This is a genomic window from Microlunatus kandeliicorticis, from assembly GCF_014137855.1.
Taxonomy (GTDB): Bacteria; Actinomycetota; Actinomycetes; order Propionibacteriales; family Propionibacteriaceae; genus Microlunatus; species Microlunatus kandeliicorticis.
In genome coordinates this window covers 72,845-98,991 of sequence record NZ_JACGWT010000002.1, presented here as the reverse complement: position 1 = coordinate 98,991, position 26,147 = coordinate 72,845, and the positions used below count along the sequence as shown (strand labels likewise).

Below are 26,147 nucleotides of genomic sequence, written 5' to 3'. Positions count from 1 at the left end.
CTGGCTGAGAGATATCTTGGCGCCGTGGCGGCGGGGGAGGCCCGGATGATCCGGACACCGGACCATCGGTTGCGCGTGTTCGTCTCCTCGACCCTGCAGGAGCTGCTACCCGAACGGCAGGCGGCCCGGGCGGCGATCCGTCGGCTGCACCTGTCGCCGGTGATGTTCGAGCTCGGCGCCCGGCCCTATCCGCCGCGTGATCTCTACCGGGCCTACCTCGAGCAGAGCCACATCTTCGTCGGCATCTACTGGCAGCGGTACGGCTGGGTGGCCCCCGGCGAGGAGATCTCGGGTCTCGAGGACGAGTACCGGTTGTGCGGGCCGCGGCCCAAGTTGATCTACGTCAAGCGTCCGCAGGAGGGCCGCGAGCCGCGCCTGACCCAGATGCTGCGGTCGCTGCAGAGCGACGACACCGCTTCCTACAAGCCGTTCGAGACGGCGGCCGAGCTGCAGCGGCTGCTCGCCGACGACCTCGCCCTGCTGCTCACCGAGCGGTTCGAGGCCAGCCTGTGGGAGCTCCCCCCGCCGGCTCGGACGTCCGAGCCGGAGGAGGCCGGGACCGCCGCTCCGGCGGCCCCGGTCGGGTCGGCGGCGGCCCGGCGGTGGCCCCGGGCGACCACCGCGCTGATCGGTCGCGAGGCCGAGCTCGACGAGCTGGCCGACCGGATGGCCGACCCGGCCGTCCAGCTGATCACGCTGCTCGGGCCCGGCGGGATCGGCAAGACCCGGCTGGCCATCGCGTTGGCCGAGCGGCTCCGCGACACCCGCAGCCACGGCGACACCACCGAGCTGCCCACCGTCTTCGTCGGGTTGCAGGCCGTCGACGACGCCGACCTGGTGCTGCGGACCATCGCCGACGCCCTCGGCGTCGGGCCGCGCGAGGGCGAGGAGGTCGAGGCCGCGCTCGAGCGCACGCTGGCCGGCCAGCAGACGCTGATCGTCCTCGACAACTTCGAGCAGGTGAACGACGCGGCACCTGCGCTGGCCCGGCTGATCGAGGCCTGTCCGGGTCTCGAGCTGGTCGTCACCAGCCGGACGCCGCTGCGGATCGCCGCCGAGGTCGTCCACCCGGTGCCGCCGCTGGGGGCGCCGGAACCGTCCGACCACGGCCGCGGCACGGTTTCGCTCGCCGCGGCCGAGGCGTCCCCCGGGGTGGCGCTGTTCGTGGCCCGGGCTCAGGCGGTCCGGCCGAACTTCCGATTGACCGGCGAGAACGCCACCGCCACCGCCGAGCTGGTGCAGCGGCTCGACGGGCTGCCGCTGGCCATCGAGCTGGCCGCCGCCCGGGCCAAGCTGCTCACCCCGGCCCAGCTGCTCGGCCGCCTCGACCGACGGTTCGACCTGCTCGAAGGCGGCAACCGAGACCTGCCCGACCGGCAGCGCACGCTCCGCGGCACGATCGACTGGAGCTTCGGGCTGCTCGACGCCGCCCACCAGCAGGCGCTCACCCGGCTCGGCGTCTTCGTCGGCGGCTGGACGATGGACGCCGCCGAGGCGATCTGCGACCCGGACCCGGCGACCGACTTCCTCGACCGGCTGGCCACTCTGGTGGACGCCAGCCTGGTGGTGGCCCGCGACTTCGACGACGAGATCCGGTTCGGGCTGCTGCGCTCGGTCCGTGCGTACGCGGTGGAGAAGCTCGAGGCCGAGGGCGACGCGGACGCCCTGCGCCAACGGCACGCCGACTACTACCTCGGGATGGCGCAGTACGCGCGTCAGCAGCTCAACTCCGAGCAGCAGGTGTGGCTCGACCGGGTCGAGGCCGAGCACGACAACCTGCGGGCCGCGCTCTCCTGGTACCTCGGCCGCCCCGGCCGGCCGGGTGCCGACCCGGTCAAGGGGGCCGAGCTGACCGTCGAGCTCACGTACTTCTGGTGGATCCGCGGCTACTACAGCGAGGGACGCCGCTGGCTCGAGCAGGCGGTGGCCGCGCTGCCGGACGACGGCACCGATGAGCAGGACCACGTCCGGGCGCTGGCCTCGAAGAACCAGGGGGTGCTCGCCTGGGTCCAGGGCGACTACGCCGCGGCCCAGCGGGCCTACGCCAAGGCGCTGCCGATCTTCCGGCGGCAGGACGACCAGGCCCAGATCGTGTCGGTGCTCGGCAACCTCGGGATCGTGGCCATCGAGCATGCCGACTACGACGAGGCGGCCGACCTGCTCGGCGAGGCGCTCGAGGGCGCCCGTCGCCTCGGCGACGACACCGTGGTGGCCCCCGCGCTGGTCAACCTGGCGGTGCTGCTGATGCGCCGCCGCGAGCTCGAGACGGCCGAGCGCTATCTGGTCGAGGCGACCGGGATCTTCCGCCGGGACGGCGACTTCTGGCGCTCGACCACCGCGCAGATCAACCTCGCCGAGGTGCAGCTGGCCCGCGGGGACCGGACGGCCAGCCGCGAGACCTTCGTGACCAGCCTGACCCAGGCCCGCGAGCTCGGCGACCTCGACAGCGTCGCGTACGCGCTCGAGGGCTTCGCGTCACTGGCCGTCGGCGAAGGGGACGACGCCCGCGCGGCCCGGCTCTGGGCGGCGGCCGACCGGCTCCGTGAGAGCAGCGGCAACCCGCGGCCGCCGAGCAGCGGCGTGCTCAGCTACGACGACGACCAGGCCCGGGCCCGCGAACGGCTCGGTCCCGAGGCCTTCCGCGCCGCGTGGGCCGAGGGGACCACTCTCGACGCCGAACAGGCCGCCGACCTCGCGCTCGCCCTCGCGCACTGATCCCTCCGCCCGCTGAGCCTGTCGAAGCGTGCGCTGAGCCCTCACGCGCGCTGAGCCTGTCGAAGCGCGACCCTCCCGCGCGCTGAGCCCTCCCGCGCGCTGAGCCTGTCGAAGCGCCAGCCTCCGCCCGCCGACGGGCTCAGGGCACGAAGCCCTCAGCCCGGAGCGACGTAGTTGATCTCCGAGCGCGCGGTGGTCTTGAGCTGGGTGGGCGCCTCGCCGTGCGCGTGCCGGTCGGCGGCCAGCCAGGCCGAGCCGACGATCCCGGCGGTGTTGAGCAGCTTGGCGGGCACCATCTCGGCGTTGAGCTTCAGGTGCGGGATGAACTTGTCCGCCTTCTTGCTGATCCCGCCGCCGACCACGATCAGGTCGGGCCAGAACAGCGCCTCGACCACCTCGAAATAGCGCTGCAGCCGCGGGATGTAGTCCTTCCAGGACAGGTCGCCGTTCTCCTTGGCGCTCGAGGCGGCCCGCTTCTCCGCGTCGTGCCCGTCGATCTCGATGTGGCCGAGCTCGCTGTTGGGGACCAGCACGCCGCGATAGATCAGCGCACTGCCGATCCCGGTGCCCAGGGTCGCGAGCAGCACGAGTCCGGGGTGGTCCTTGGCGGCGCCGTAGTGCACCTCGGCCACCCCGGCTGCGTCGGCGTCGTTGACCAGGTAGATGCTCCGGCCGAGGACGTCCTCGAACTCCTTCGCGGCGTCGTAGTCGAGCCAGCTCTTGTCGATGTTGGCCGCCGACCGGGTCCGGCCGTGGGTCACTACCGCGGGGATGTCGATCCCGATCGGGCCGTCGCCGATCTGGTCGGCGAAGTGGTCGACGATCTCGGCCACCACCTTGGCCACGTTCTTGGGTGTCGACTTCGACGGCGTCTCGATCCGCAACCGGTCGGCCGCGAACTCACCGGTGCCGAGGTCGACCGGCGCTCCCTTGATCCCGCTGCCGCCGATGTCGATGCCGAGCACGGGACGATCGCTGGCCACGTCACCACCGTGTGCTGGGGCGCTCATGGCCGGGAGCCTAGGCCGTGGCCGATCCGGGGCTCAACGAGGTCGGGCTTTTCGCTCGACCGGCGGGACCGGCTCAGCAGCCGCAGACGCCGTTGTGCCCGGCGTCGACCACGGTCGCCCAGGCGCGGGTCCGCGGTCCGGCGCCGGTCAGCCGGAGCCCGGCGTGCACCGCGCCGGCGACCTGGAAGTCGATCGGGTGCTGGCCGCCGTCGCAGCGGACGTCGAAGGTGTTGACCGTCCGGGTGCCGTCCGCACCGTCGACCAACACCACGCTGACCCGGCCCGACGGCGCGCTCTGGCAGGCACCGGTGAGCCGGTAGACCTTGCCGACGGCCAGGGCGGTGTCGCTGACCGTGACCGCAGGCTTCGCGCGGGCGCCGGTCAGGACGACCCGCCCCAGCTCGCCCGGCTGGACGGCGGGGACGGCGTACGCCGACGGCGTCGCGCTCGGCGTGGCCACCCGGCTCGGCGCCGTCGTCGCGGGAGCCGTGCCGGAGGTCGTGCTGGGGGCGGCGCCGGCCGGTTCGGCCGCCCCGGCGGAACCGCTCTCCCCGCAGCCGGCGGTGAACGCGACCGCGGTCACGGTCAGTGCCACCGCGGCCAGGACGCGTGCCGACGGTGGCTGCGCGGGACGATGCTGCACCGGACGATCATGGCACGACCAGCCCGGTCGCTCAGCCGGATCGGCGGTACCGGTCGAGGGCCGGGGTCGGCGCGGACTTGGCCCGGCGCGACAGGATGGCCCGGTGAGCGGACTGATCTCGGAGACCCGGGTCCTCGACGCGCCGCCCGAGGCGGTGTTCGACCTGCTGGCCAGCCCGCGGCGGCACCGTGAGTTCGACGGGTCGGGCTCGGTGCGTGACGTGCTGCCCGGCACCCCCGAACGGCTGGGACCGGGCGACGAGTTCGGGATGGCGATGCGGCTCGGCCTGCCCTACCGGATCACCAACCGGGTGGTCGAGTTCGAGGAGGGCCGCCGGATCGCCTGGCGGCACTTCGCCGGACACCGCTGGCGCTATCTGCTCGAACCCGTCGACGGTGGCCGGACCCGGGTCACCGAGCAGTTCGACCCGACCCGGGTGCGGCGTCCGTGGGTCTACCGGGTGCTCGGTTTCGACCGGCGCAACGCCGCCGCGATCACCGGCACCCTCGACCGGCTCGAGGCCTGGGCGCGCACCCGCTGAGGTCGGTGCCGGGACCCGGCCCCGGGCTCAGGCGCGGGGACCGGCCAGCTGCTCGCGCGCCCACGGGACGACCAGCGGGTCGTCGCCGAAGTAGACGGAGTAGTAGCGCCGGTAGGTGGTGAACCAGCGCGCCTCGTCGGCCCCGACCCGCTCGGCCGCGACGTCCCACAGCCAGCGGGCGTCCTCGACCACCCCGGGGTAGGGCTCGAGCTCCATCAGGATCGAGGCGCCGGCCACGTCCATCAGCGGATCGGCGATCAGGGTGTGCGGGCTGAAGTCGGCGACGCCGCGGACCACCGGGACCCCGTCCACCGTGCTCACGTAGGTGTTGCCCGGGAAGTAGTCGGCGTGCACCAGCCGGGGCTCGGCGACCCGCTCGCCGACCTCGTCCACCACCTGGCGGGCCCAGGTCTCGGCCTCGGGGAAGAACACGTGGTCGATCCGCCGCAGCGCCCCGGCGAGCTGGTCGTGGACCAGCGCGGCGAAGGTGGGGAACGAACGCGGGTCGGGCCCGAACGGGCGGGCCCAGACGGACGCGGGCACCTCGAGCCGCCGGAGCTCGAAGGCGCTGTCGAGGTAGGACAGCAGCGCCGGCCGCCGGGCCTCGACCGGCGCGGTCCGCAGCCAGGTGCTGAACGACGGCCCGGACATCCGCCGGTCGACGGTCCAGATCCGGTCGCCGACCCGGCCGTGGTCGAGGATCCGCGGCAGCTCGAGCGGGACGTCGGTCTGCCCGGCCCAGTGGTCGTAGGCGGGTCGCAGCTGGCTGACCAGCCGGGCCGCCTGTTCGGGGTCTCCGCCCTTGTAGACCCGGAGCACCTCGGCCGGGCCGAGCGCGTAGACCCGGGTCTCGCCGCCCTCGCCGAGCAGCTCCGGCTCGGTCAGCCGGAACCGGTCGAGCACCTCGGCGTCGACCGGCGGCGGTTCGGGTGGGCGCCGGGCGGCGGCCAGCGCGGCGAGTGAGGCCCGCTGCCGGTCGAGCTCGGTGACCACCAGCGCCCGGGCGTCGGCGGCGGCCAGGTGGCGGCCGACCAGCCGGACCGGGCCCTTGGGCGAGTCGAGGTGCGCCGAGGCGAGCCCGAGCAGCCGCTGGAGCGGCCCCTGCTCGACGCGGGCCGACTGCACCCGGGCGTGCGGGACGACGGTGGTGTCGTTGACCAGCACGCCGGCGCGGGCGACCACCACGCGGTCGTCCCAGCCGTAGCGGAACGTCCAGGCGTCGAACGGTCGGAGGAACGCGGCCCGGCGGGGTGAGCGGTGCAGCTCGACGGCCCCCAGGTCGACGCCGGGCAGCACTCGGGCCAGCGCCACCCGCAGCTGTTCGGCGGTGGCCACCGGCAGCAGGATCCGGCTGACGTCGGACCGGCTCTCGCCGCTGTCGTTGCCCGCGCCGTAGCCGAGGACCGAGACGTCCACGCGGTACCAGCCGAACGGGCGCCAGAGGATCGACTGGCAGATCGTCAGGCCCTGGATCCGGTCGAGCGGGACGGACTGGCTGCTGAGGTTGGTCAGCCCGCGGGTGATCCGCAGCCCGCGCACCGACTCGGCCAGCGTGTAGTTGAACTGCGCGATCACCCGCCGACCGATCAGGCTGATCGCGCCGAAGGCCAGCGGGACCAGACCGGGCAGGGCATAGAAGGTGACGCCGAAGATCTGGGTCGCGATCAGCGCGATGATCACGAAGCCGAGCGCGATGAGCCACTCGGTGGAGAGCAGGAAGCCGAGGACCAGCTGCTGGGGCTTGATCGTGACGACCGGCTGGTCCTCGACGCTGAGGTCGGTGAACAGGCTGGCGCGGGCGGCGTTCTCGGTGCTGGCGAACGAGGACCGGTCGCCCTGGGCCCGGGCGAGCAGGAAGGTGCGGAACCGGTCGGCGTCCGCGCGGCGGAGATACCGCAGGCGGATCGGGCGGTCGCCGGCGCCGGCCTCGATCCGCAGCTCGCAGAGGCCGAAGACCCGGGCCAGCAGGGGCTGCAGCAGGTCGACCGACTGGACCCGTTCGAACGCGAGCCGGCGCGAGCTCTTGAACAGCGCGCCCGACTCGACCCGCAGCTCGGTGTCGTCGATCACGAACCGGGTGAAGTACCAGGACACGAAGCCGGCCAGCGCAGCCACCGCGACGATGCCCACGATGATCAGCAGCAGCCAGGCGAGGCCCAACCGCAGCAGCGCGTCGAACGGGTTGTCGTCGCCGTTCTCGAAGGTCTGCCGCACCACGGCGAGGCCGATGGCCACCAGCACGAACCAACCGCGGAGGACCGGGGTGAGCGGGTGCGGGCGCTGAGTGCGCTCGTCGGAGCTGGGGGTCGGGGCCGGGGAAGCGGGCGGTGACGGCGCGGGGACCGGCGCGGCGCCGAGCGGGCCGCCACCGACGTCGGGTGGGGTCACCGTGATCAGATCCCCGCGGTGTGGGTCTCGCCGCGCTCGGTGAGCCGGTCGCGGAGCCGGGCGGCCTCGTCGGGGGGCAGACCGGGGATGGTGGCGTCGGTGCTGGCGCTGGCGGTGACCAGCTGGACGGTGGCCAGGCCGAACGCGCGCTGCAGCGGGCCGGAGTTGACCTCGACCAGCTGCATGCGGCCGTAGGGGACGGCGACCAGGGTGCGGAACAGGACGCCATGGGTGATGAACAGGTCTTCGTCGCGCTCGAGGTAGCCCCATGAGCGGAGGGCCCGGCCGATCACGATCCAGCGGGCGATGATGATCACCAGAGCGACCGCAATGATCACCGCCGAGATCCACCAGACGGCGCTGGCCGCGCCGACGATCAGCGCGGCGGCGCCGAAGACGACGACCACCCCGATCACTGTGGTCAGGCGCTCGAGGGTGGCGTACTTCGGGGACAGCCGCTGCCAGGTGTCGGCCGGCGGTGCGAACAGTTCGTCCATGGCGGTCCCCATTCCAGCACACGGCACCTCCGCCGGTCCGCGACGAAAGTCACGGGCCGACGGGTGGGTGCCGGGGCTCGGGTGCGGGAAACGTGTCAGTGCCAGCCGTGCCGGTCGGCGTGGCGTTCGAGCCGGCGCTGGACCCGCTCGAGCCGGCGCTGGGCGCGCGAGTCGCCGCGTGACCAGCCGTCGGCGTTGCGCGGGCGGACCGACTTGACCGAGACGCCGCCGAAGAGCGCGACGCCCTTGATCACCAACGTGGGCGCGCCGGGGGTGGGCGGGGCGACGTGGCTGACGTCGGAGCCGCCGAAGATGCCGACGGTCTGGTCGCGCACCTCCATCCCCTCGGGGACCTTGATGTCGAGGCCGCCGAAGCACCAGATGCCGGAGATCTCGACGGTCTGGGATTCGAGGACGGCGTCGCGCAGGTCGAGGTCGATGCCGCCGAAGAGGGCGAGCGCCTGGGTCTGCCGGCGGACCCGCCAGCGTCCGGACCGGGTGGCGCCGCCGAAGATGCCGACCAGTCGCTCGGGCTCGGCGCTGGCGTTGGTCGGGTCGACGGCCAACGGACCGGCGGTGGTCGCGGGGGCGTGCGGGGTAGGGGCGGAGGTGCCGGGGGCGTAGACGAGGTCGCGGGTGACCGGGATGAGCTCGCCGAAGGTCCTGGCGGTCATCGCCTGGTCGAGGCGCTCGTCGTACTCCTCGCGGGTGAGCCGGCCCTCGGCGTAGGCGCTGCTCAGGACGTCGGCCACCTGCTGCCGGTCGGCGTCGGAGGCGCGCATGGCCTCGGGGCCGGTCGGGGCCACGGGCTTGGCGGTGCTGGACTCGGCGTTCGGCTCGAGCGAGGAGGGGTGCGACGACGGCGTGCTCACGGGCCTCAACCTAAGACCGTGGGCGGTTGCGCGGCGAGACCTCGGTGCCGGAATCAGGGACGACGCAGGGACGCTGAGGGTCACCCCTCAGGGGCGGCGGGCGTCGGTGGCTCACCCGGCGTCAGGTCGACCCTCGTCCCGGCCCGTAGTATCGTGGCCACCCGTCGCACGGCTCCGGCCGTCGTCACGCGGATGTAGTTCAATGGCAGAACATCAGCTTCCCAAGCTGATAGTGCGGGTTCGATTCCCGTCATCCGCTCCACACCGAAAGCCCTGGTCTCCGCCGCACCGGCAGTCCAGGGCCTTCGTCTACTCGAGCGATGAGCCAGGTCGGCTCCGCGCCCGCACATGCCGGATCCGCTGACCTTCGGGCACGCACGACACTGAGTGGGTGAGTTCCGCTCCTCTGGTCGTAGACGTCGCCCATGCGGGACTGACCGTCCCCGATCTCGACGACGCCCTCCGCATGTGGTGCGACGGGCTCGGCTTCACTCTCGAACGGTTGTTTACTCTCAATGAAGCCGTCACCCCGGGCCACGACCGGCGTTCGTGGAGCCACCATCCGCGCGGCGACCGTGACGCTCGGCGCGCACCGCATCGAACTGCTGCAGTACGACCCGCCAGCCCAGAAGCACGAGCCCACGAGCCCTTCACACGCCGGGGTGGTCCACATCGCGCTGACCGTCCGCGATCTCGATGCGGTGATCGACGTCTGCGGGCGACACGGCTGGCAGGTCGTCGGGGCCCCGCACCTCATGGCATCGGGACCACGCGCCGGCACGCGGATCATCTACCTCGACGGTCCACGAGGAGGGCACCTCGAGCTCATCGCCCCTCCGCAGCTGCCCAACCAACAGTTTTGAGCAGCAAAGCAAGATGGCGCCTTCACTCGGGCCGGTGGGCGGCGACGAAGTCGCGGGCCGCCCCGGTGGCGTAGCGCTCGATCGTGGCGGCCGACGGCGTCTCGCCGGCGAGGATGGCGCGGTCCTGGAGCGGGCCGACGGCGGCGTAGGCGAACTGGGCTGCCGATCGGTCGTTGTCCGGGACGTCGAGGAGCCCCTGCTCGTGGAGGTCGCGCAGCGCGTCGGCCAGAAGCCGCAAGGCACTGCCGGGACCGCGCTCGAAGTAGCGGGCGACCGCCTGCGGAGCACGCGCCGACTCGGTGATGGCCAGGCGTCGCAACTGGAGGACCTCCGGCCGGAGCACCCCGTGGGCGAGCGCCGTGGCGGTGCGCGCCAGACGGTCTTCGAGGTCACCGTCCCCGTAAAGCGGCGCGACGACCGTGGCCAGGATCTGGCTCGACTCGACGGCGACCCGGTCGAGCAGCGCGTCGAGGACGGCGGACTTGTCGGGGAAGTTGTTGTAGACGGTCGCCTTCGACACGTGGGCTGCCTCGGCGATCTCTTCGACCGTGGTGTGGTCGAAGCCCTTGGCGAGGAACAGGGTGCGGGCGCTCTCCAGCACGGCCTCGGACTTGCGCTGCCGCATCGCACCTCCTCCGGCGTTCGTGAGCACCGGTGCTCGACCGATGGAGTCCTCGCCCAGACCTTCTCAAACTGTACCGACCAGTTTAGATTGAGCCCATGACCGCACCCACCCGCACCGACGACTGCACCCCGCAGGCCCGGGTCACCAAGTCACTGCTCGGCTACGGCGTGCTGGCGGGCGTGGTCTACCTGCTCGGTTCGGTCGTCCACGGCGCTCTCCGTCCAGGCTTCGACTTCGCCCACGACAGCTGGAGCCTGCTGTCGCTGGGCCCGCACGGGTGGGTGCACATCGCCGTCTTCGTCGTCACCGGCCTCATGGTCGGCGCGGCCGGCCTCGGCTTCCGCCGCCACCAGCGGGGACTGGTCGGACCGGCGCTGATCGTCTACGGAGTCCTGTTGATCATCGCCGGAGCGGCCGTTCCGGACGCCCCCGGCGGCGGCTTCACCGCGCACGGTCTGCTCCACCTCGCCGCGGGCGGGCTGGGGTTCGTCGCCTTCGCGGTCGCTGCCTTCTCGGTGGCGCGCCACGCTGCACGCACCGGCGCACGGGGCTGGGCTGCGTTCTCGGTGGCGGCCGGGGTGCTCCTCCTGCTGGGCTTCGTGGCCGTGGCCAGCGGATCGACCGCCGCGCCGGCCGTGCTCGGCTTCACCGCGACCGTGGTCCTGTCGTGGGTCTGGCTCGCGCTCGCCTCGGTGCGGGCCTACCGGGAGGCCCACGTCCGGGGACGGGTGCCGGTCGCCGAAGGCGCGGCACGGGTCTGATCCGCCCTCACGACGTCTCGTAGGGCAGCTCCAGCCGGATCGTCCGGTGATCGCGCAGGACGTCCAGCGACAGCCGGCCGTGCCAGCGGTGGCTGGCGTACAGCGTCAGCAGGGTCGCCGCATCGTGGACGACGAACACCGTGCCGCCGACGTCGACCGAGCGGATCACGTCCCAGGGCTGCAGGCCGGCTTCGGCCGCCAGGCAGCCAGGTGCCACCGCGACCACCAGGGCCCCGGACGCGTCGGCGCCGACGGCCGACTGCTCCGCCAGCGTCTCCAGCGACTTGATCGTCGCGCCCGCCAGCTCGTGGTGAGCGCCGGACTCCGTTCCGGTCCCGGCGAGCAGGGCCGGGATCTCCGGTGTCCGGGCCAGCCGTCGCAGCCGCGGGCTGAGCACCCCGAACTCGCGCGGCAGGTCGACGAACCCCAGCGCACGCGCCGGCGAGGTGGGGGCGAGCCGGAAGTCACCCGCGGCCGCGTCGAGGAACTCCGGGTCGCCGGCCACCGAGTGCGCGTCGGAGCCGAGGGCCCGCGCGTCGGCCAGCGCGTGCTCGCTGGTGAACAGGTTGTGGTCGAAGTCGTCGGTCCACTGCTCGACCTGGATCGGCTGGTAGGGGCCCATCACGATGTTGCGGGCGAACACGTCCCCACTGGCCGGGAACGAGACGTGCGGATGCAGCCCGTTGTTGATGATCACGTTGTTGGTGACGATCCGGCGGAAGCCCTCGCGCAGCTTCAACCCGCCCCGCAGCAGCAGGTTCTCGCTGATCACGTAGTTGCTGCTGCCGTCGTCCAGGTCGACGTCGAAGCCGTTGTCGGTCCGCCAGCGGTTCCGTCGGATCACCACCGACTCCACCGCGTCGAGCAGCGCCAGCTCGGGCTCCGCGGCGACACGACGCCGCATCTCCTGCAGGTCGGGGTGCCAGTAGCGGTCGCGGCCCCAGCTGTTGAACGAGCCGTGGTCGTTGGTCTCGAGCACGGTGTCGAAGACGTCGTTGTGCTCGATCAGGTGCCCGCCGAAGTTCCCGGTGCCGACGTTGATTCCCGCGCGGGGAACCTGGTAGATGCTGTTGTGGCTGACCGTCACCCGCGCTGCGATGTCGACGCCGACGCCCGCTGCCTGGAGGTCGGCCGTGCCGATCCGGGTGATCAGGTTGTCGTGCACCCGGCAGTCCCGCGGGTGATCGGTCGTCCGCGGTCCGGTGGTGCGGTCGATCGCGTCGACCTCCAGCGCGGCGTGGTAGCCGACGACGGGGGAGCGGACCGCCTCGACGCGACCGGCGAGATGGACCGCCGAGCCGCCCAGATCGGCGAACAGGCACCCGGAGACCTCGGCCGCCGCGTTGTCGCCGCTGATCATCACGCCGTTGCCGCCGAGGTCGGTGAAGTCGCAGTCCCGGACGGCGATCTCGACGGTGTGCTCGAGCAGCAGCGCCCCGGTGCGGGACAGCGCCCAGTCCGAACGCAGCAACCGCTCCTCGGCCCGCAGGACCGTGCGCGCGCTGTGGGTGAAGGCCAACCGCTCGACCAGCACGTCGTGGAGCGGCGCGCCGGCCGCCCCGACCAGCCGGACCAGGTCCACGAGCCCGGTCAGCTCGACCCGGTGCTCGTTCGGGTCGAGCCCATCCGGCGGGTACAGGTAGAGCAGCCCCTCGCGCCGGTCGTGGAACCACTCGCCCGGCGCGTCGAGCTCCTCGAAGACGTTCTCGACGTAGCGCAGCTCGGCGTGCAGCGCGTCCGGGTCGGGCGCGGTCACCCGGTTGTTGGCGGTGAACGGCCCCAGCTCGGCCGCCCCGTCGGCACCGACCCCGGTCACCCGCGCGAAGACGCTGCCCCAGCGGAACGCGTGAAGCGCATGGACCTCGGCCTCCTCCGGGTGCGACCAGCGCCGGACGCGCTCGGGCGCCAGCGCGTCGGCGGCCGTCCCGCCGAACGGCGAGCGGCCCGGTTCGTGGTCGGGGTAACGGGCCCGGACCTGACGCGCGTCGTCCAGCCAGAGCTGATCGACCCCGACGTCGCCGTCCAGCTCGCTGACCCAGAGCCCGTCGCGGAACGGACGCCACGGTGCCGGGTGCACGACCGAGCCGCTGATCACCGCCCGGGCTCCGGCCGCGGAGGTGAGCACGATCGGCGAGCCGGCCACACCGGAGAGCTCCGCCCGCACCAGCAGGCTCTCGGGTAGTCGGTGCACCCCCTCGGCCAGCTCGAAGCGCAGGACGGCGTCCGGTGTCCGGCGCCGCGTCGCCACCGCCGCGGCGAGGGCGTCGGCCAGCGTCGGGTGCTCGGTGCGCTCCAGGCGCCCGCCGGGCGGTGCTGCCTGAAGGGTCGTGCTCGGCACCGTCGGTGTTCCCTCTCGGTCTCTGGCCGGGGTCTCAGCCCCGAGCCGCCCGGGTCCGGGCGATCGCCTCGTCGACCGCGGTCAGGTTGCCCTGCTCCCAGCGGTTCTCGGTGTCGATGCCCTCGATCCGCCAGCCCTCGTCGGTGCGGCGCATGAAGTCGGTGTAGATCGCGCGGAGCAGATAGAACTCGCCGTTCGGCGAGCCCGGTAGCTCGTGCTGCGCGTACATCGCCGAGGTGCAGGTCGCCCGGTCCGGGTCGTCCGGATCGACGGTGATCACGTGGTTGGTGCTCAGGTGCTGGGTCAGCCCGAAGCCGTCGAGGGCCTCGGCGACCATCGCGACCAGGGCCGACCGGCGGGTCGACCCGGTCGGCTCGCCGTCCTGGTAGCCGGTGAGCACCGGGTCGGTGAAGCACCGGGCGAAGGCGACCCAGTCCTTGCGGTCGACGGCGAGCCCGTAGTTGATCACCGTCTCGCTGATCGCCGCCCGGTCCTCCAGCCGTCGGATCCGGGCCTCGAGGTCGTCCATCCGGCCGTCCTTTCGCAGAGCAGCAATCCGATCATGATCCTCGCAGGCGAGCAGCAGTCGTCACGCGGTGCCCAGCGTGGTGATCAGCTCGGCCCGGACCCGCCGGTAGTGGTCCGGGCCCAGCGGGTAGTGGGTGAGGCTCAGGTCACCGTCGGGATCGGCGACGGTGCGGACGGCGTCGAGCCCTTGCCGGTCCCGGACCAGCTGCATCAGCGCGAGGTCGTTCATCGCCTCGGTGAAGACGCGCGAGCGGATCGACGGCCACGGCACGCCGTCGGTGCCCGGGTAGACCAGGAAGGCGTCGCCGGCGGGAAAGCCGCGGCCGGCGTCCGGCTCGAGGAACGGGTCGATCGGACGCAGCGAGCCGCGGGCGTTGTAGAAGTTGAATCCCCAGTGCAGGAAGCCGCGCGCCCCGGCCAGGAACAGCTGCGTGCCGATCACCCGGTTCCGGCTCGACGGCATCGCGAAGAACCGGTTCGACACGTCGCGGTTCTGCGCCACGCAGTAGTAGAGCCAGAGCGGGTCGACGCCGGCCTCGAGGAACGGCTGGGCGGCGTCGGTCGCGGCCACCGGGATCGCCACCGTGCCCGAGCGGTAGAGCTCGAAGTCGCTCAGCGCGTCGACGATCGTGCAGCCCTCCAGCAGGTCGTCGATCACCTGCCGAGCGGCCAGGTAGGTCGCCGCCTGGTCGCCGTGCGGTTCGTCCGAGACGTGCCAGATCACCGCCTCCGGTCCCCACTCCTCGTCCAGCACCGCGCGGAGCGCGGGCAGCAGGGCCTCGAGCAGCCGTCGGTAGGCCGGGTCGGTCGCCCCGACGTCCCAACCGAAGGCCCGGACGACGGCGCCGTTCCGCTCGACGTAGATCGCCGGTGCCGTCCGCGCGCCCCACTGCGAGAAGAGGTGGCTGATCTCCAGCGAACGGAGGCCGTGGCTCCGGGCCAGCCGGATCCACCGACGCAGCCGGTCGAAGTCGAAGGAGTAGCCCTGGTCGTCCTCGGCGATCCCGACCAGCTGGGTCGGACGCCGGTAGTGACCGACCGCGGTGTCCAGCGGCGGCGTCCAGACCGGCGTCAGCAACGAGTTGATCTTGACATCGGCGGCCGCGGCCATGAACCGGTCGATCACCGCCCAGTGCTCCTCCGACCAGACCTCGAGCCCGTAGTGGGTGGCGAGTCCGTCGCAGTGGAACCAGTGGGTGTTGACCAGGTCGAGGGCGGGGAGCTCGGCGTCCACCACCTCGATCACCACCTGCTGACGGCCGAGCTCGGCCCCGTCGTCGTCGGTCAGCACCAGCGAGACCGTCGTCGGCCCCGGGGTCGTGGGCATCGCAGCGGTCAGGTCGACCCAGACCGCACGCCACTGGCCGATCGCTGGCGTGATCGCCTCCTCGCCGAGCGGACGGAGCAGGTCGGGGTAGAGCCCCGCGCTGTCGCGCAGGTAGCCGGCGTCGTGGTCGTCGTAGGCGAGGAACTGCGCGGGCACGAGCTCGACGGTCGACAGCCGTGCCTGCAGCCGCCCGTCCGCCTCGACCCGGACCCGGACCTCGGGCAGCGCGCCCTGGGCGGTGGTCGGCGGCAGGAACGCCAGCTGGACCGACACCGTCTCGCCGGCCAGCACGTGCTGCGGGATGCCGTGGTCGAAGCTCCGCGGCTCGGTGTCGGCGAAGACCTTCTCGAGCGAGTCGCAGAGCACGGTGGTCCAGGTGTCGCGCGGCATGGGGGCCACCCTTTCACCAGGCCGGGACGTCCGACCGGCGCGGTCCCACTCGGGTGACGACCTCGCGATGAGTTCGGGACCGGTCGCGGGTCTGACCGGCATGACCCGCACGACAGCGGCGACGACGAGGGGTGTGCGATGAGCGACGTGAAGATCCTGGTGCAGGGAGCGAGCATCGCCGGTCCGGCCGCGGCCCACTGGCTGACGCGGCACGGCGCGGCGGTGACCGTGGTCGAACGGACGCCGGGGTTGCGTCCGGGTGGGCAGGCGGTCGACGCCCGCGGGGTGTCCAAGGAGGTCATCCGCCGGATGGGGCTCGACGCGGCGGTCCGGGCCGCCTGCACCGACACCGCGGGCGCGCACCAGGTCGACGCCGACGGCAACATCCTCGAGACCTACCGCGCCGACGACCACGGCGGCGACGGCTACATCGCCGAGATCGAGATCCTCCGTGGCGACCTGGCCCAGGTGCTCTACGACGACACCCGCGACCGGGTCGAGTACCTGTTCGGCGACTCGATCGCCGAGCTCGGGCAGGACGGGGAGGGGGTCGACGTCACCTTCGCCAGCGGGTCGCGGCGGCGGTTCGACCTGGTGATCGGCGCCGACGGCATCCACTCCGCGCTCCGGGCGCAGGTCTTCGGCCCGCGCGAACGGTTCGTCCGCCATCTCGGCCTGGTGCTGGCCTACTTCAGCGTCCCCAACGAGTTCGGGCTCGACCGGTGGATGATCGACCACCAGGAGGGCGGGCGCTCCGCCGGGCTGCGGCCGATCCGCGACGCCAGCACCGCCATCGCCATGTTCTCGTTCCCGGCCGGCGACTCGGACGTGTTCACCCGCGAGCCGGCCGCACAGAAGGCGCTGCTCCGGGAGCGGATGGCCGGGTTCGGCTGGGAGACCGACCGCATCCTGGCCCACCTCGACGACACCCCCGACTTCTACCTCGATCAGGTCGCGCAGGTGGTGATGGACCGTTGGTGGGAGGCCCGCGTCGGGCTGCTCGGCGATGCCGGGTACAGCGCCTCGCCGATGTCCGGCGGCGGCACCGGACTGGCCCTGGTCGGGGCGTACCTGCTGGCCGGCGAGCTCGCCTCGGCCGGCTGGGACCCTGAGACCGGATTCGCCGGGTACACCGACCGGATGCGCGACTACGTCGAGGCCAACCAGGAGATGGGCCGCCAGCACGTCCTGAGCCTGACCAGCTCCGAGCCGCCGGCCGAACCGAGCCCCGAGGAGATGACCGCCTTCATGGCGCTGATCGAACGCGCGGTCGGCGGCCCGGCGCTCCCCGACTACGGTTTGGGCGACTTCTCGGTGCCCGGCACCGCCTGACGGTCGACTCGCGCCAGGATGGATCCGTGCGGCCCCACCCGTTCTTCCCCGCGCTGCTGCTGGCCGACGACGACGAGCTCGGTGAGGCCCTGGGTGCCGCGGTGCGCGCACGCCGCACCGTCCAGGAGTGGCCGCTGGCGGTCACCGAGCGGGTCGACCTGGCCGACGGACGACGGTTCGCGGTCAAGACGCAGCTCCCGCCGAGCGTCGAGCCGGCCTTCTACCGCCAGGTCCGCTCTGCGCTGCTCCCGGACCGGATCGATCTCGGCGTCGCCGGATCCGGACACCGACTGGCGATCAGCTGGCAGGACCGACCGACCCTGGCAGGCCGGATCGGCGAGCCCGACTATCCCGAGTGCTGCCGTGCCGTGGAGGACGCGATCGCCGCGATCGATGTCTCGGCGCCGGTGCACCTCGACCTGTCCACTCCGGAGACCTGGGCGCTCGCGGTGGACGAGACGCGTCGTGGTCTTCGCGCGGTGATCTCCGGCGGCCGCTTCCGCAGGGTGCCCCTGGACCTGGTCGATGCCTTCGTGGCCTGGGCGCACGACAGCGCCACGCTGGCGGAGATCACCGACGACACCGGACTGGTCCACGGCGACCTCACTCCGGACGAGGTGTTCCTCACCGAGGACGGCGGCTGTCGGGTCATCGACTGGCAACGGCCCGTGCGCGGCCCGCGCGGCATCGACCGAGCCGCGCTGCTGCGCATGGGAGGGATCGAGCCGGCCGATCACGTCCCGCGGTACTGTCTTCAGGTCGAGGCCTACCTGCGGTTGCACTGGGCCGTGCAGTGCGCCACCGAGGTGTTGCCGGGGCTGCCGCCCGAGGGCTACCAGACCTGGGCGATCGACGCGCTGCAACGGATCGGCGAACTCGCAGCCGGGTGATCGTGGACCGGTCGGGCCCAATCCAATCTGCTGGTGATCTTCCTCCGAATGGAGGTTGTACGTCTTCCCCACCACGGGAAGTCCACCGAGCCTCAGGAGGCCTTTCCATGTCCGTGTTCTCGATCACCCGCTCGCGGGTCGGCAAGATCGCCGCCGTCTCGGTCCTCGGCCTGGTGCCGCTCAGCCTGGCCGCGTGCGGCAGCGACAGCACCACCGCCGGCAGCCCGGCCAGCTCCGCCCCGATGACCTCGGCGCCGATGTCGAGCCCGAGCATGTCACCCTCGATGTCGCCGTCGGAGTCGCCGAGCATGTCGCCGAGCATGAGCTCGTCGATGGCGAGCCAGCCGTTCGGCTCCGCCTGCTCCGCCGTGCCGAAGTCCGGCAAGGGCTCCTTCGACGGGATGAGCCAGGACCCGGTGGCCACCGCGGCCAGCAACAACCCGGTGCTGTCCACGCTCGTCAAGGCGGTCACCGCGGCCAAGCTGGGCGACACCCTCAACAACGCCAAGAACATCACCGTCTTCGCACCGACCAACGACGCCTTCAAGAAGGTGCCGTCGAAGACCCTGAACGCCGCCATGAAGGACCCGAGCGGGCTGCTGACCGACGTGCTGACCGCGCACGTCGTCCCCGAGCGGCTGAGCCCGGACCAGCTGGCCGGCACCCACGACACGCTGAACAAGAACCAGAAGATCACCGTCACCGGCTCCGGTGAGAGCTTCAAGGTCAACGGCGAGGCGATGGTCGTCTGCGGCAACGTGCAGACCGCCAACGCGACCGTCTACATCATCGACCACGTGCTGCTGCCCAAGTCGTGATCACCGGTCGGCCGGGCGTCCCACGGGACGCCCGGCCGACGCGTTTCCGGACGCGACCGCACATCGCGAGCACGAGACGACCGAGGAAGACACCATGATCAGCCAGACCGGCGAGACCCCCGACCTGCGGCAGCCGCCCCTTCCCGTCCGCGCGCTCGCGGGCCTGCTGGCCGCCGCGGCGGCGATCGGCGTCGGGTCGGCGGTGGCGGCGGTGGTCGCCCCGGCCGCCTCGCCCCTGCTGGCCGTCGGATCGGCCCTGATCGATCTCGCCCCCACGCCGGTCAAGACCGCCGCCGTCCGCGCCCTCGGGACCGACGACAAGCCCGTGCTGGTCGGCTCGATCGCGCTGGTCGTCGCTCTGCTCGCCCTGGTGATCGGAGCGGTCGGCTGGCGCCACCGGCGGCTGGCGCTCGTCGGGATCGGGCTGATCGGCCTGGTGGGCGCCGTGATCGCGGCCCTGCAGGGTGGAGCGCTCGCTGCCGTGCCGTCGTTGATCTCGCTGGTCGCCGGCGTCGCGCTGCTGTCCCTGATCACCCGCCCCGTCGCGCGCGACACAGCGGCCACCGTCACCTCTCCCGCCGCCGACGACGGTGCGGACGGTGAACCGTCGGCCACGCTGCGGACCGGTCGGCGCTCGCTGTTGGTCGGGCTCTCGGCTGCGGCGGTGCTGGCCGCCGCCGGCGGCGCCACCACCGTCCTGGTGACCCGCAGCCGCGCCGCGGTCGCCGCGGCGCGCGACCGGCTCGGGCTGCCGCGTCCCAGCTCGCCGGCGCCGCCGCTGCCGGCCGGCGTCCAGGTGCCCGGGGACACGCCGTTCACCACCAGCATCGCGGACTTCTACCGGGTGGACATCGCGCTGACCACACCGCAGGTGCCGGTCGAGGGCTGGAAGCTCCGGATCGACGGCATGGTCGACCGCCCGCTCGAGCTCAGCTACGACGAGCTGCTCGCGCTGCCGATGATCGAACGTGACATCACCCTGACCTGCGTCTCCAACGAGGTGGGCGGCCCCTACGTCGGAACGGCCCGCTGGCTCGGGGTGCCGTTCGGCGAGATCATCCGACGGGTCGGTGTCCAGGCCGGCGTCGACCAGGTCTACTCCTACTCCTCCGACAGCGGGTACACCTGCTCGACGCCCTACCGCGCGGTCAGCGACGGTCGCGACGCGATGATCGTCGTCGGCATGAACGGTCAGGTGCTGCCCGCCAAGAACGGCTTCCCGGCCCGGATGCTGGTGCCGGGGCTGTTCGGCTTCGTCTCGGCGACCAAGTGGCTCGAGCGGCTCGAGTTCACCACCTACGCCAGCCGCACCGCCTACTGGACCGAGCGCGGGTGGGCGACCGACGCGCCGATCCTCCTGCAGAGCCGGATCGACGTCCCCGCCTCGCTCGGCACCATCACCCGGGACAAGCCGGTGCTCGCCGGCGTCGCCTGGGCTCAGCACCGGGGGATCGCCGCGGTCGAGGTGCAGATCGACGACGGCCCGTGGCAGCAGGCCACCCTGGCCGACGACGGCGGGATCGACCTGTGGCGGCAGTGGTACCTGCGGTTCGACGGGCCCGCCGGTCGGCACACCGCCCAGGTCCGCGCCATCTCGAAGACGGGGGAGCGTCAGCCGCAGACGCGCACCAAGGTGTTCCCGCGGGGCGCTACCGGCTGGCACCAGATCCAGTTCACCGTCGAGTGACGACGGCCCCCGCGCGGTTAGTTCCCAACCGGAAGAATCTCCTGAGAACGAGATGTGATCGGGGTCACCCGACCCCGGGGTGATCCGGGTCGGGGTTAGCGTCCGGCGCATCGGTACCGCGACTGGGGTGGTGCCGATCCCCCTGTTCCTTTCCTTTCCAGGAGAACCCCATGACCCCATCCCCCCTCCGCCGGGTCGCCTTCGCGATGCCGGTGGTGGCCCTCGTCGCCACCGTCACCGCCACCAGCGGCGCCGCGGCCAAGCCCTCACCGACCTACTACGGCATGGGCGGGTCCGGGTACGGCACCACGGCCCGGATCGGCACCACGGTGAACTCGGGCGCCACGGCCTGGGCCAGCCGCTGCAGCACCAAGCCCGGCACCACCACCAACCACGTGGCCGCCGTCGATCTCGGCAAGGTCGGCAAGGTCGGCGCCGTGACCACACGGCTGCAGACCAGGACCGGCAGCACCACCAGCTCGACCAGCACCTCGACCACCAACGGCCTGAACCTGCTCAACGGCCTGATCAAGGCGGATGCGGTGGTCTCGACCGCGACGGTGAGCCACGACAAGTCCGGCTACCACCGCACCGGCTCCTCGAAGCTGGTCGGCCTCACCATCGCCGGCGTGCCGATCGACGCCTCCGTGCCGAAGAACACCACCGTCCAGCTGCCGGCCAACCTGGGCAAGGTCATCCTCAACGCGCAGAGCAGCTCGGCCAAGTACGGCACCTACCAGAGCTTCACGCAGGCGATCAACGTCTACCTCAACGCCAGCGAGCTGCTCGGCCTCGGTCGCGGCCAGGTCGTCGTGGGCAGCTCGCGCGCCGAGCTGCACGCCCCGGTGCACGCCCGCCCGTACGGCAACGCCTACGGCAGTCAGGTCAACCTCGCCAGCGGCCTGGTCACCTCCGGCCAGACCGCGCTGGTCAACCTGACCTGCGCCGGCTCGACCGGCGGCAAGGTCCGCAGCAACAGCACGGCCGCCGTCAACGTCGGCCAGCTGGTGCGGGTCGGTGCGGTGGCCAGCTACGCCAAGAGCACCGACTCGGCCCGGGCCACCACGGCGACCACCTGGTCGAAGATCGCCGACGTCCAGCTGCTCAACGGTGCGATCAAGCTCGACGCGGTGACCACCCAGGCCAACGCCAGCCGCAGCGGGTCGAAGCTGACCCGGACCTCCAGCGGCACCAAGCTGGTCGGGCTGACGATCAACGGTCGTCCGGTCACCGTGAGCGGCAAGGAGAACCAGAAGATCACCGTCCCGGGCCTGGCCACCGTGTGGCTGCACCGGGTGGTCAAGAGCGGCTCGCAGGTCCAGGTCTACGGACTGCAGGTCCAGCTGCTCACCGACTCCGCGGGCGGCAAGGCCGGCAGCACCATCAGCGTCGGTGCCGCCAAGGCCGGGGTCGCCTCACGCTGAGCCCGGGAGGAACGGGCTGACGAAGCCACATCCCCCCATCCCCCCGAGACGCGGCGCGGTGGTCCCCCGGCCACCGCGCCGCGTTCCTTGTGTCCGGGCGTCGACGCCCACGCGTGGCGCACCGTGTCCGGCTCGGCCGGACCGGTCAGGCCGGGGAGCCGACCTCGTCGTCGAGGCCGCTCATGATCGTCGGTTGCGGCTGGCCGGCCGTGCCCAGCAGCGGCAGCCGGACGGTGATCGTGGTCCCGCGGCCGAGGGTGGACTCGACGGTGATCGTTCCCTGGTGCTGGTCGACGATGTGCTTGCAGATGGTCAGCCCGAGGCCGGTGCCGCTGATCTTGTGCGCCGCCGGATTGGTCGACCGGAAGAACTTGGTGAACAGGTTGTGCTGGTCCTCCGGGGAGATGCCCATGCCCTGGTCGGTGACCGCGACCGCGACCGTCTCGTCCCCGAGCCGTCCGGTGACCGTGACGGCCGAGCCGGTCGGGCTGAACTTGATCGCATTGCTGATCAGGTTGTTGAGCACCCGCTCGAGCTCGAGCTCGTTGCCCACCACCCGCGCCGCCGCGGCGTGCCGGCCCACGTCGACGCCGAGCTCGATCCCGCGCTTGCCGGCGACCTCGCGCTGCGCGGCCACCGCGTCGCGGACCACCTCGCCGATCGCCAGCGGCGCGAAGGCGACCGGACGCTGCTCGACCTGGGACAGCAGCAGCAGGTCCTCGACCAGCAGGGTGAGCCGCTGGCTGTTGCGCTCGATCGACGAGACGCACTTGCTCATCATCGCGTTGACCGGGCCGACGTCGCCGCTGCGGATCAGCTCGACGTTGCCGACGATCGAGGTCAGCGGGGTGCGCAGCTCGTGCGACACGGTGGCCACGAAGTCGCCCTTGAGCTCGTCGAGCGCCTTGGCCTGGTTGAGCAGGTTCTCCTCGCGCTTGAACAGCCGGGCGTGCAGCACCGCCTGGCCGATCTCCTGCCCGGCCCGGACCAGCGCCGAGACCTCCGAGGGTGTCCACGCCGGCCGGTCCCCCTCGCGGCCGAGCGCGAGCACCCCGAGGCACTCCTGGCCCGAGCCGATCGCCCCGATCAGCATCGACTCGGTGCCCAGCGGGTGGAGGGTGCGCAGCATCTCGCTGCGGTAGTCCTCGGACAGCACGTGCGGCCCGTCGAGGTCGTCGCGGGTGACCACGATCGCCGTCTGCTGCGACCAGGCGGCCCGGGCGGCCAGCGTCGAGTACTCGGCCAGCCGGTCGCTGACCGCGATCTTCGCGTAGGCCTCGGGCGGGTAGGCGGCGCGCATCCCGGTCCCGAGCAGGCGGTCGCCGGGGTCGAAGGTGCGGATCCAGGCGGTGTCGGCGCGGAAGTGCCGGGTGATGGCCTCGGCGCTGCCGCCGAGCACCGTCTCCAGGCTCAGGCTGCCGCCGATCTTGAGGCCGATCTCGCGGACGGCGTTGGAGAGCCGGAGGTCCTGGAGCAGGGTCTCGCGGCGGCGCTCCTCGGACTCGATCAGGTCGTTCACCTCGGCGGCCACCGCGCGGATCTCGACCACCCCGCGTCGGGGGTCGGCGCGGACCGAGAGGTCGCCGCGACGCCGGGCCGCGACGACGGCCTGGAGACCCTCGAGCGGCGGGCCGATCGCCTGACGGGCGCGGAGCCCGCGCAGCAGCAGCACGATCACCTCGACCAGCGACAGCGCGATGATGCCGATCACCACGAACAGGGTGATCAGGTCCGAGCTGTCCGACAACCCGGTCGAGCGGCTGGTCAGCTGATCGGTGATGGCGTCGTTGAGGTCGATGAGGGCGGCGTAGTCGCCCTCGGCCCGGCGGAGCGAGCCGCTCCCGTCGACCACCGCGGTGCTCGAGGCCCGCCACACCACGATCTGGTCGCGCTGGTGGTCGAGGAGGGGCGGGAGCTCGGTCCCGGTGGCGTAGGTCTGGAGCTCGGCGACCAGTCCGTCGATCCGTGCGAGCTGCCGGTCGTAGCCGCTCCGGTAGACCGGGTCCGCCCGGGCCGCGTAGCTGCGGACGTCGGTCTGGGCGTCGGTGATCACCTGGAGCAGGGCGCGGTTGGCCTGCAGGGCCGGCTGGATCTGCGCGGTCAGGACGTGGATCCGGGCGTGCTGGATGAGCAGCGCGGACACCGACGCCGCCATCAGCAGCATGGTCACCGACACCGCGGTGATCAGCAGCCGGCTGATCTTGTGCCCGGCCGTACCGTCCTGCCGACGGTCGCGCCGCGGCCTAGCCACCAGTCAACTTGCGTTCCCCCCGACGGACGTGGATCAGAGCACCGTCCGGGGGACGCGTCGGACGCGTTCGTTCGCATCCCGCATGAAGAGCGTTCCGGCCGGCTCGCCCATTATGACCGATCGACCTCGTCGGCGGGGGCGGTCAGGACCGCTCGACGGCTTCCGTCACCCCGCCGTCCTCCGTCGCCCCGCGCTCGCCCGTCGCCCGGGCGGCGCGTCGGCGCCGGCCGACCAGCCAGCGTCCGACCGCGAGCGCCACCACCAGCCCCAGGGCCGCCAGGCCGATCGTGTTGGCGTACCCCTCGAACCGGCGGTACTGCGCGCCGGCGAGATAGCCGAGCAGGACGAAGGCGACCGCCCAGGTGGTCCCGCCGACCAGGTTCCAGACCGCGAAGGTCCGGTAGGGGACCGACGACAGCCCGCTCAGGCCCGGGATGAGCGCCCGGAGGCTGGCCGTCCACCGGCCGGCAAAGACCGCCCGGCCGCCCAGACGGCGGATCAGGCCGGTGCCGCGGTCGACGTGCCGCGGCGGGAGCAACCGGTCCGGGATCCGGGCCAGAAGCGCCGAGCCGTGCCGCGCGCCGACCGCGTACCCGACGGTGTCGCCGAGGACCGCACCGGCCGCGGCGGCCCCGAGCACCGCCGCGAGCGGCAGGCGCTGTTCGTGGGCCAGCACCCCGCCGAGCACGATGGCGATCTCGCCCGGGACGACCACCCCGACGAACACCGACGCCTCGAGCGCCGGGAACAGGAACACCGCGACCAGGGCCAGCCACGGCGGGACGGTGAGCAACACGTCCATCAGGCGGTTCACCACCGCGGCGCCCCCGGTCTCCGGTCGCGGGAACGCGGGAGGGCGAGTCCCGGGCCGGTGGCGGTCATCGGACCATCGTGCCCGGCCGCCGACGCGCGTCAGTGCGGCTCTCAGCCTGTCCTACACGGCCGGGACCTTCGCCGCGCGCAAGCCGCCACGCCGACCGGCCCGGACTGTGCACGGAATGCCGACCGGTCGTGCACACGTGGTTCTTCACAGCTCCCCAGCCAACTCTTAGGTTCTTCTTGTCCACGGGGACAAGAACTCCCGGGCCGGCGCTGGGGCGCAGGGACCGGGCATCGACCGTAGGGATACCCCCCAATGCCCCTCGCTCCGCGCGCACTGCTGCTCCGTCTCACCGCTCTCGTCGCCGCCGTCGTCGTCGGTCTCGCCGTCCTGGTGCTCGGCACCGGCGGCGGGGTCACCGCCGACGCGGCCACCACCGTCCGCAAGCCCTCCGCGCCGCAGAACCTGCCCGAGGCGATCGAGCCGATGGCTCGCTACGTCCCGGACACCTCCTGTGACCCGAAGGGCAAGCCGGGCGCGGTCAAGCTCGGGCAGCTGCTCACCACCACCTACCCGAACACCACCTTCCTCCGCGGCCGCACCTGCGGCAGCAGCCCGGACAGCGAGCACTACGACGGCCGCGCGGTCGACTGGATGAACTCGATCCGCAACAAGACCCAGGCCGCTCAGGCCAAGGCGGTGATCAGCTGGCTGTTCGCCAAGGACGCCGACGGCAACACCTACGCCAACGCCCGCCGGCTCGGCGTGATGTACGTGATCTGGGACGGCAAGATCTGGGGCGCCTACTCGGCCGACCGCGGCTGGAGGACCTACGCGGGCTGCGACAAGCTGACCGCCAAGAGCTACGACACGATGTGCCACCGCGACCACATGCACATCTCGCTGAGCTGGGAGGGCGCGATGGGCCGCACCTCGTTCTGGACCGGCAAGGTCGCGGCCACCGACTACGGCCCCTGCCGCGCCAGCGGCATGGTCTGGGCCGCGCCGTACAAGAAGGCCCGCACCACCCCGTGCCCGCAGTACCCGACCCCGCGGGCTCCCAAGGGTGCCTCGGCCACCTACAAGTCGCTGCTCGCGGTCTCGGGCCAGACCCTGGTCGGTGGCCGCACCGGCAGCGCGGTGACCGCGGTCCAGCGGGCGCTCAAGGTGCCGACCACCGGCCGGTTCGACACCACCACCCAGAACGCGGTCAGGACCTGGCAGTCCGGCCACGGCCTCAACCGCACCGGCGCGGTCGGCCTGGCCACCTGGCGGACGCTGCTCGCCGGGTTCGCGCCGAAGTGAGCACGGCCGGGGCGGGCACCGGGTGCTCCCGGTTCCCCGCCCCGGTGCAGACTGACGACGGGGCGTGACGACGCCCTCGACGCGGCCGCTCCCACCGGAGCGACCCCGCACCGCTGCAGCAG

21 protein-coding genes and 1 tRNA gene are annotated in these 26,147 nt (G+C 72.5%); 11 read left to right on the top strand and 11 right to left on the bottom strand.

Features of this window, described 5'->3' with window-relative positions; translation table 11 throughout:
- Nucleotides 1-24: 24 nt before the first annotated feature.
- Nucleotides 25-2,715 (top strand): DUF4062 domain-containing protein, encoded by a 2,691-nt coding sequence (locus FHX74_RS05235; protein ID WP_182559074.1) that lies wholly within the window; start codon nucleotides 25-27, stop codon nucleotides 2,713-2,715.
- 155 nt (nucleotides 2,716-2,870) lie between these two features.
- On the opposite strand, the gene ppgK is transcribed toward FHX74_RS05235, so the two are convergent.
- Entirely contained in the window at nucleotides 2,871-3,725 is an 855-nt protein-coding gene (gene ppgK / locus FHX74_RS05230) for a polyphosphate--glucose phosphotransferase (RefSeq protein ID WP_182559073.1), read from the bottom strand.
- 73 nt (nucleotides 3,726-3,798) lie between these two features.
- On the bottom strand, nucleotides 3,799-4,368 hold the full coding sequence (locus FHX74_RS05225; protein ID WP_182559072.1) for a hypothetical protein: 570 nt from the start codon (nucleotides 4,366-4,368) through the stop codon (nucleotides 3,799-3,801).
- A gap of 103 nt (nucleotides 4,369-4,471) precedes the next feature.
- Here FHX74_RS05225 and FHX74_RS05220 point away from each other — a divergent pair, with 103 nt between their 5' ends.
- Nucleotides 4,472-4,909, top strand: coding sequence for an SRPBCC family protein (locus FHX74_RS05220; RefSeq protein WP_220483561.1), 438 nt, complete (start codon nucleotides 4,472-4,474; stop codon nucleotides 4,907-4,909).
- 27 nt (nucleotides 4,910-4,936) lie between these two features.
- Here the strand turns inward: FHX74_RS05220 and FHX74_RS05215 are convergent, their stop codons facing one another.
- The 3 genes from FHX74_RS05215 to FHX74_RS05205 all read right to left on the bottom strand — a co-directional run bounded on the left by FHX74_RS05215 (nucleotide 4,937) and on the right by FHX74_RS05205 (nucleotide 8,666).
- Nucleotides 4,937-7,297 carry a PH domain-containing protein gene (locus FHX74_RS05215; RefSeq protein WP_182559071.1) on the bottom strand — a complete coding sequence of 787 codons (2,361 nt, stop codon included), beginning with the start codon at nucleotides 7,295-7,297 and terminating at the stop codon, nucleotides 4,937-4,939.
- Nucleotides 7,298-7,302: 5 nt separating this feature from the next.
- Nucleotides 7,303-7,794 carry a PH domain-containing protein gene (locus FHX74_RS05210; protein ID WP_182559070.1) on the bottom strand — a complete coding sequence of 164 codons (492 nt, stop codon included), beginning with the start codon at nucleotides 7,792-7,794 and terminating at the stop codon, nucleotides 7,303-7,305.
- A gap of 95 nt (nucleotides 7,795-7,889) precedes the next feature.
- The gene (locus FHX74_RS05205; protein WP_328823646.1) at nucleotides 7,890-8,666 is read right to left on the bottom strand and encodes a DUF1707 SHOCT-like domain-containing protein; all 777 of its coding nucleotides are present in this window, start codon (nucleotides 8,664-8,666) and stop codon (nucleotides 7,890-7,892) included.
- Between the two features lie 188 nt (nucleotides 8,667-8,854).
- Between FHX74_RS05205 and FHX74_RS05200 the strand changes: the two genes are divergently transcribed.
- Both FHX74_RS05200 and FHX74_RS05195 read left to right on the top strand, forming a co-directional pair.
- Nucleotides 8,855-8,928 (top strand) — tRNA-Gly (locus FHX74_RS05200).
- 253 nt (nucleotides 8,929-9,181) lie between these two features.
- Nucleotides 9,182-9,529 (top strand): VOC family protein, encoded by a 348-nt coding sequence (locus FHX74_RS05195; protein WP_182559069.1) that lies wholly within the window; start codon nucleotides 9,182-9,184, stop codon nucleotides 9,527-9,529.
- Nucleotides 9,530-9,551: 22 nt separating this feature from the next.
- Here FHX74_RS05195 and FHX74_RS05190 read toward each other — a convergent pair whose 3' ends face one another.
- Nucleotides 9,552-10,154 carry a TetR/AcrR family transcriptional regulator gene (locus FHX74_RS05190; protein WP_182559068.1) on the bottom strand — a complete coding sequence of 201 codons (603 nt, stop codon included), beginning with the start codon at nucleotides 10,152-10,154 and terminating at the stop codon, nucleotides 9,552-9,554.
- A 95-nt stretch (nucleotides 10,155-10,249) separates the two neighbouring features.
- On the opposite strand from FHX74_RS05190, the gene FHX74_RS05185 reads away from it, so the two are divergent.
- A complete protein-coding gene (locus FHX74_RS05185; RefSeq protein ID WP_182559067.1) occupies nucleotides 10,250-10,915 on the top strand; it encodes a DUF998 domain-containing protein in 666 nt (221 codons plus the stop codon).
- Nucleotides 10,916-10,922: 7 nt separating this feature from the next.
- Here the strand turns inward: FHX74_RS05185 and FHX74_RS05180 are convergent, their stop codons facing one another.
- From FHX74_RS05180 to FHX74_RS05170, 3 genes are read right to left on the bottom strand one after another with little or no spacing between them, the layout of a single operon-like run.
- A complete protein-coding gene (locus FHX74_RS05180; protein ID WP_182559066.1) occupies nucleotides 10,923-13,253 on the bottom strand; it encodes a PDZ domain-containing protein in 2,331 nt (776 codons plus the stop codon).
- Between the two features lie 34 nt (nucleotides 13,254-13,287).
- Entirely contained in the window at nucleotides 13,288-13,782 is a 495-nt protein-coding gene (locus tag FHX74_RS05175; protein ID WP_182559065.1) for a nuclear transport factor 2 family protein, read from the bottom strand.
- A 60-nt stretch (nucleotides 13,783-13,842) separates the two neighbouring features.
- Nucleotides 13,843-15,498, bottom strand: a complete 1,656-nt coding sequence (locus FHX74_RS05170; protein WP_182559064.1) for a DUF4091 domain-containing protein — start codon at nucleotides 15,496-15,498, stop codon at nucleotides 13,843-13,845.
- Nucleotides 15,499-15,636: 138 nt separating this feature from the next.
- Here FHX74_RS05170 and FHX74_RS05165 point away from each other — a divergent pair, with 138 nt between their 5' ends.
- The 5 genes from FHX74_RS05165 to FHX74_RS05145 all read left to right on the top strand — a co-directional run bounded on the left by FHX74_RS05165 (nucleotide 15,637) and on the right by FHX74_RS05145 (nucleotide 21,649).
- Entirely contained in the window at nucleotides 15,637-16,830 is a 1,194-nt protein-coding gene (locus tag FHX74_RS05165) for an FAD-dependent monooxygenase (RefSeq protein ID WP_182559063.1), read from the top strand.
- A gap of 26 nt (nucleotides 16,831-16,856) precedes the next feature.
- A complete protein-coding gene (locus FHX74_RS05160) occupies nucleotides 16,857-17,720 on the top strand; it encodes a phosphotransferase family protein (RefSeq protein ID WP_182559062.1) in 864 nt (287 codons plus the stop codon).
- Between the two features lie 107 nt (nucleotides 17,721-17,827).
- On the top strand, nucleotides 17,828-18,538 hold the full coding sequence (locus FHX74_RS05155) for a fasciclin domain-containing protein (protein WP_182559061.1): 711 nt from the start codon (nucleotides 17,828-17,830) through the stop codon (nucleotides 18,536-18,538).
- A gap of 94 nt (nucleotides 18,539-18,632) precedes the next feature.
- The gene (locus FHX74_RS05150; RefSeq protein ID WP_182559060.1) at nucleotides 18,633-20,225 is read left to right on the top strand and encodes a molybdopterin-dependent oxidoreductase; all 1,593 of its coding nucleotides are present in this window, start codon (nucleotides 18,633-18,635) and stop codon (nucleotides 20,223-20,225) included.
- Between the two features lie 170 nt (nucleotides 20,226-20,395).
- Nucleotides 20,396-21,649, top strand: coding sequence for a choice-of-anchor P family protein (locus FHX74_RS05145; RefSeq protein ID WP_182559059.1), 1,254 nt, complete (start codon nucleotides 20,396-20,398; stop codon nucleotides 21,647-21,649).
- Between the two features lie 145 nt (nucleotides 21,650-21,794).
- On the opposite strand, the gene FHX74_RS21015 is transcribed toward FHX74_RS05145, so the two are convergent.
- On the bottom strand, nucleotides 21,795-23,900 hold the full coding sequence (locus FHX74_RS21015) for an ATP-binding protein (protein WP_182559058.1): 2,106 nt from the start codon (nucleotides 23,898-23,900) through the stop codon (nucleotides 21,795-21,797).
- A 142-nt stretch (nucleotides 23,901-24,042) separates the two neighbouring features.
- Nucleotides 24,043-24,717: a DedA family protein gene (locus FHX74_RS05135; RefSeq protein ID WP_220483559.1), complete on the bottom strand. Its 675-nt coding sequence runs from the start codon at nucleotides 24,715-24,717 to the stop codon at nucleotides 24,043-24,045.
- Between the two features lie 318 nt (nucleotides 24,718-25,035).
- Here FHX74_RS05135 and FHX74_RS05130 point away from each other — a divergent pair, with 318 nt between their 5' ends.
- Entirely contained in the window at nucleotides 25,036-26,025 is a 990-nt protein-coding gene (locus FHX74_RS05130) for a peptidoglycan-binding domain-containing protein (protein ID WP_182559057.1), read from the top strand.
- Nucleotides 26,026-26,147 lie beyond the last annotated feature (122 nt).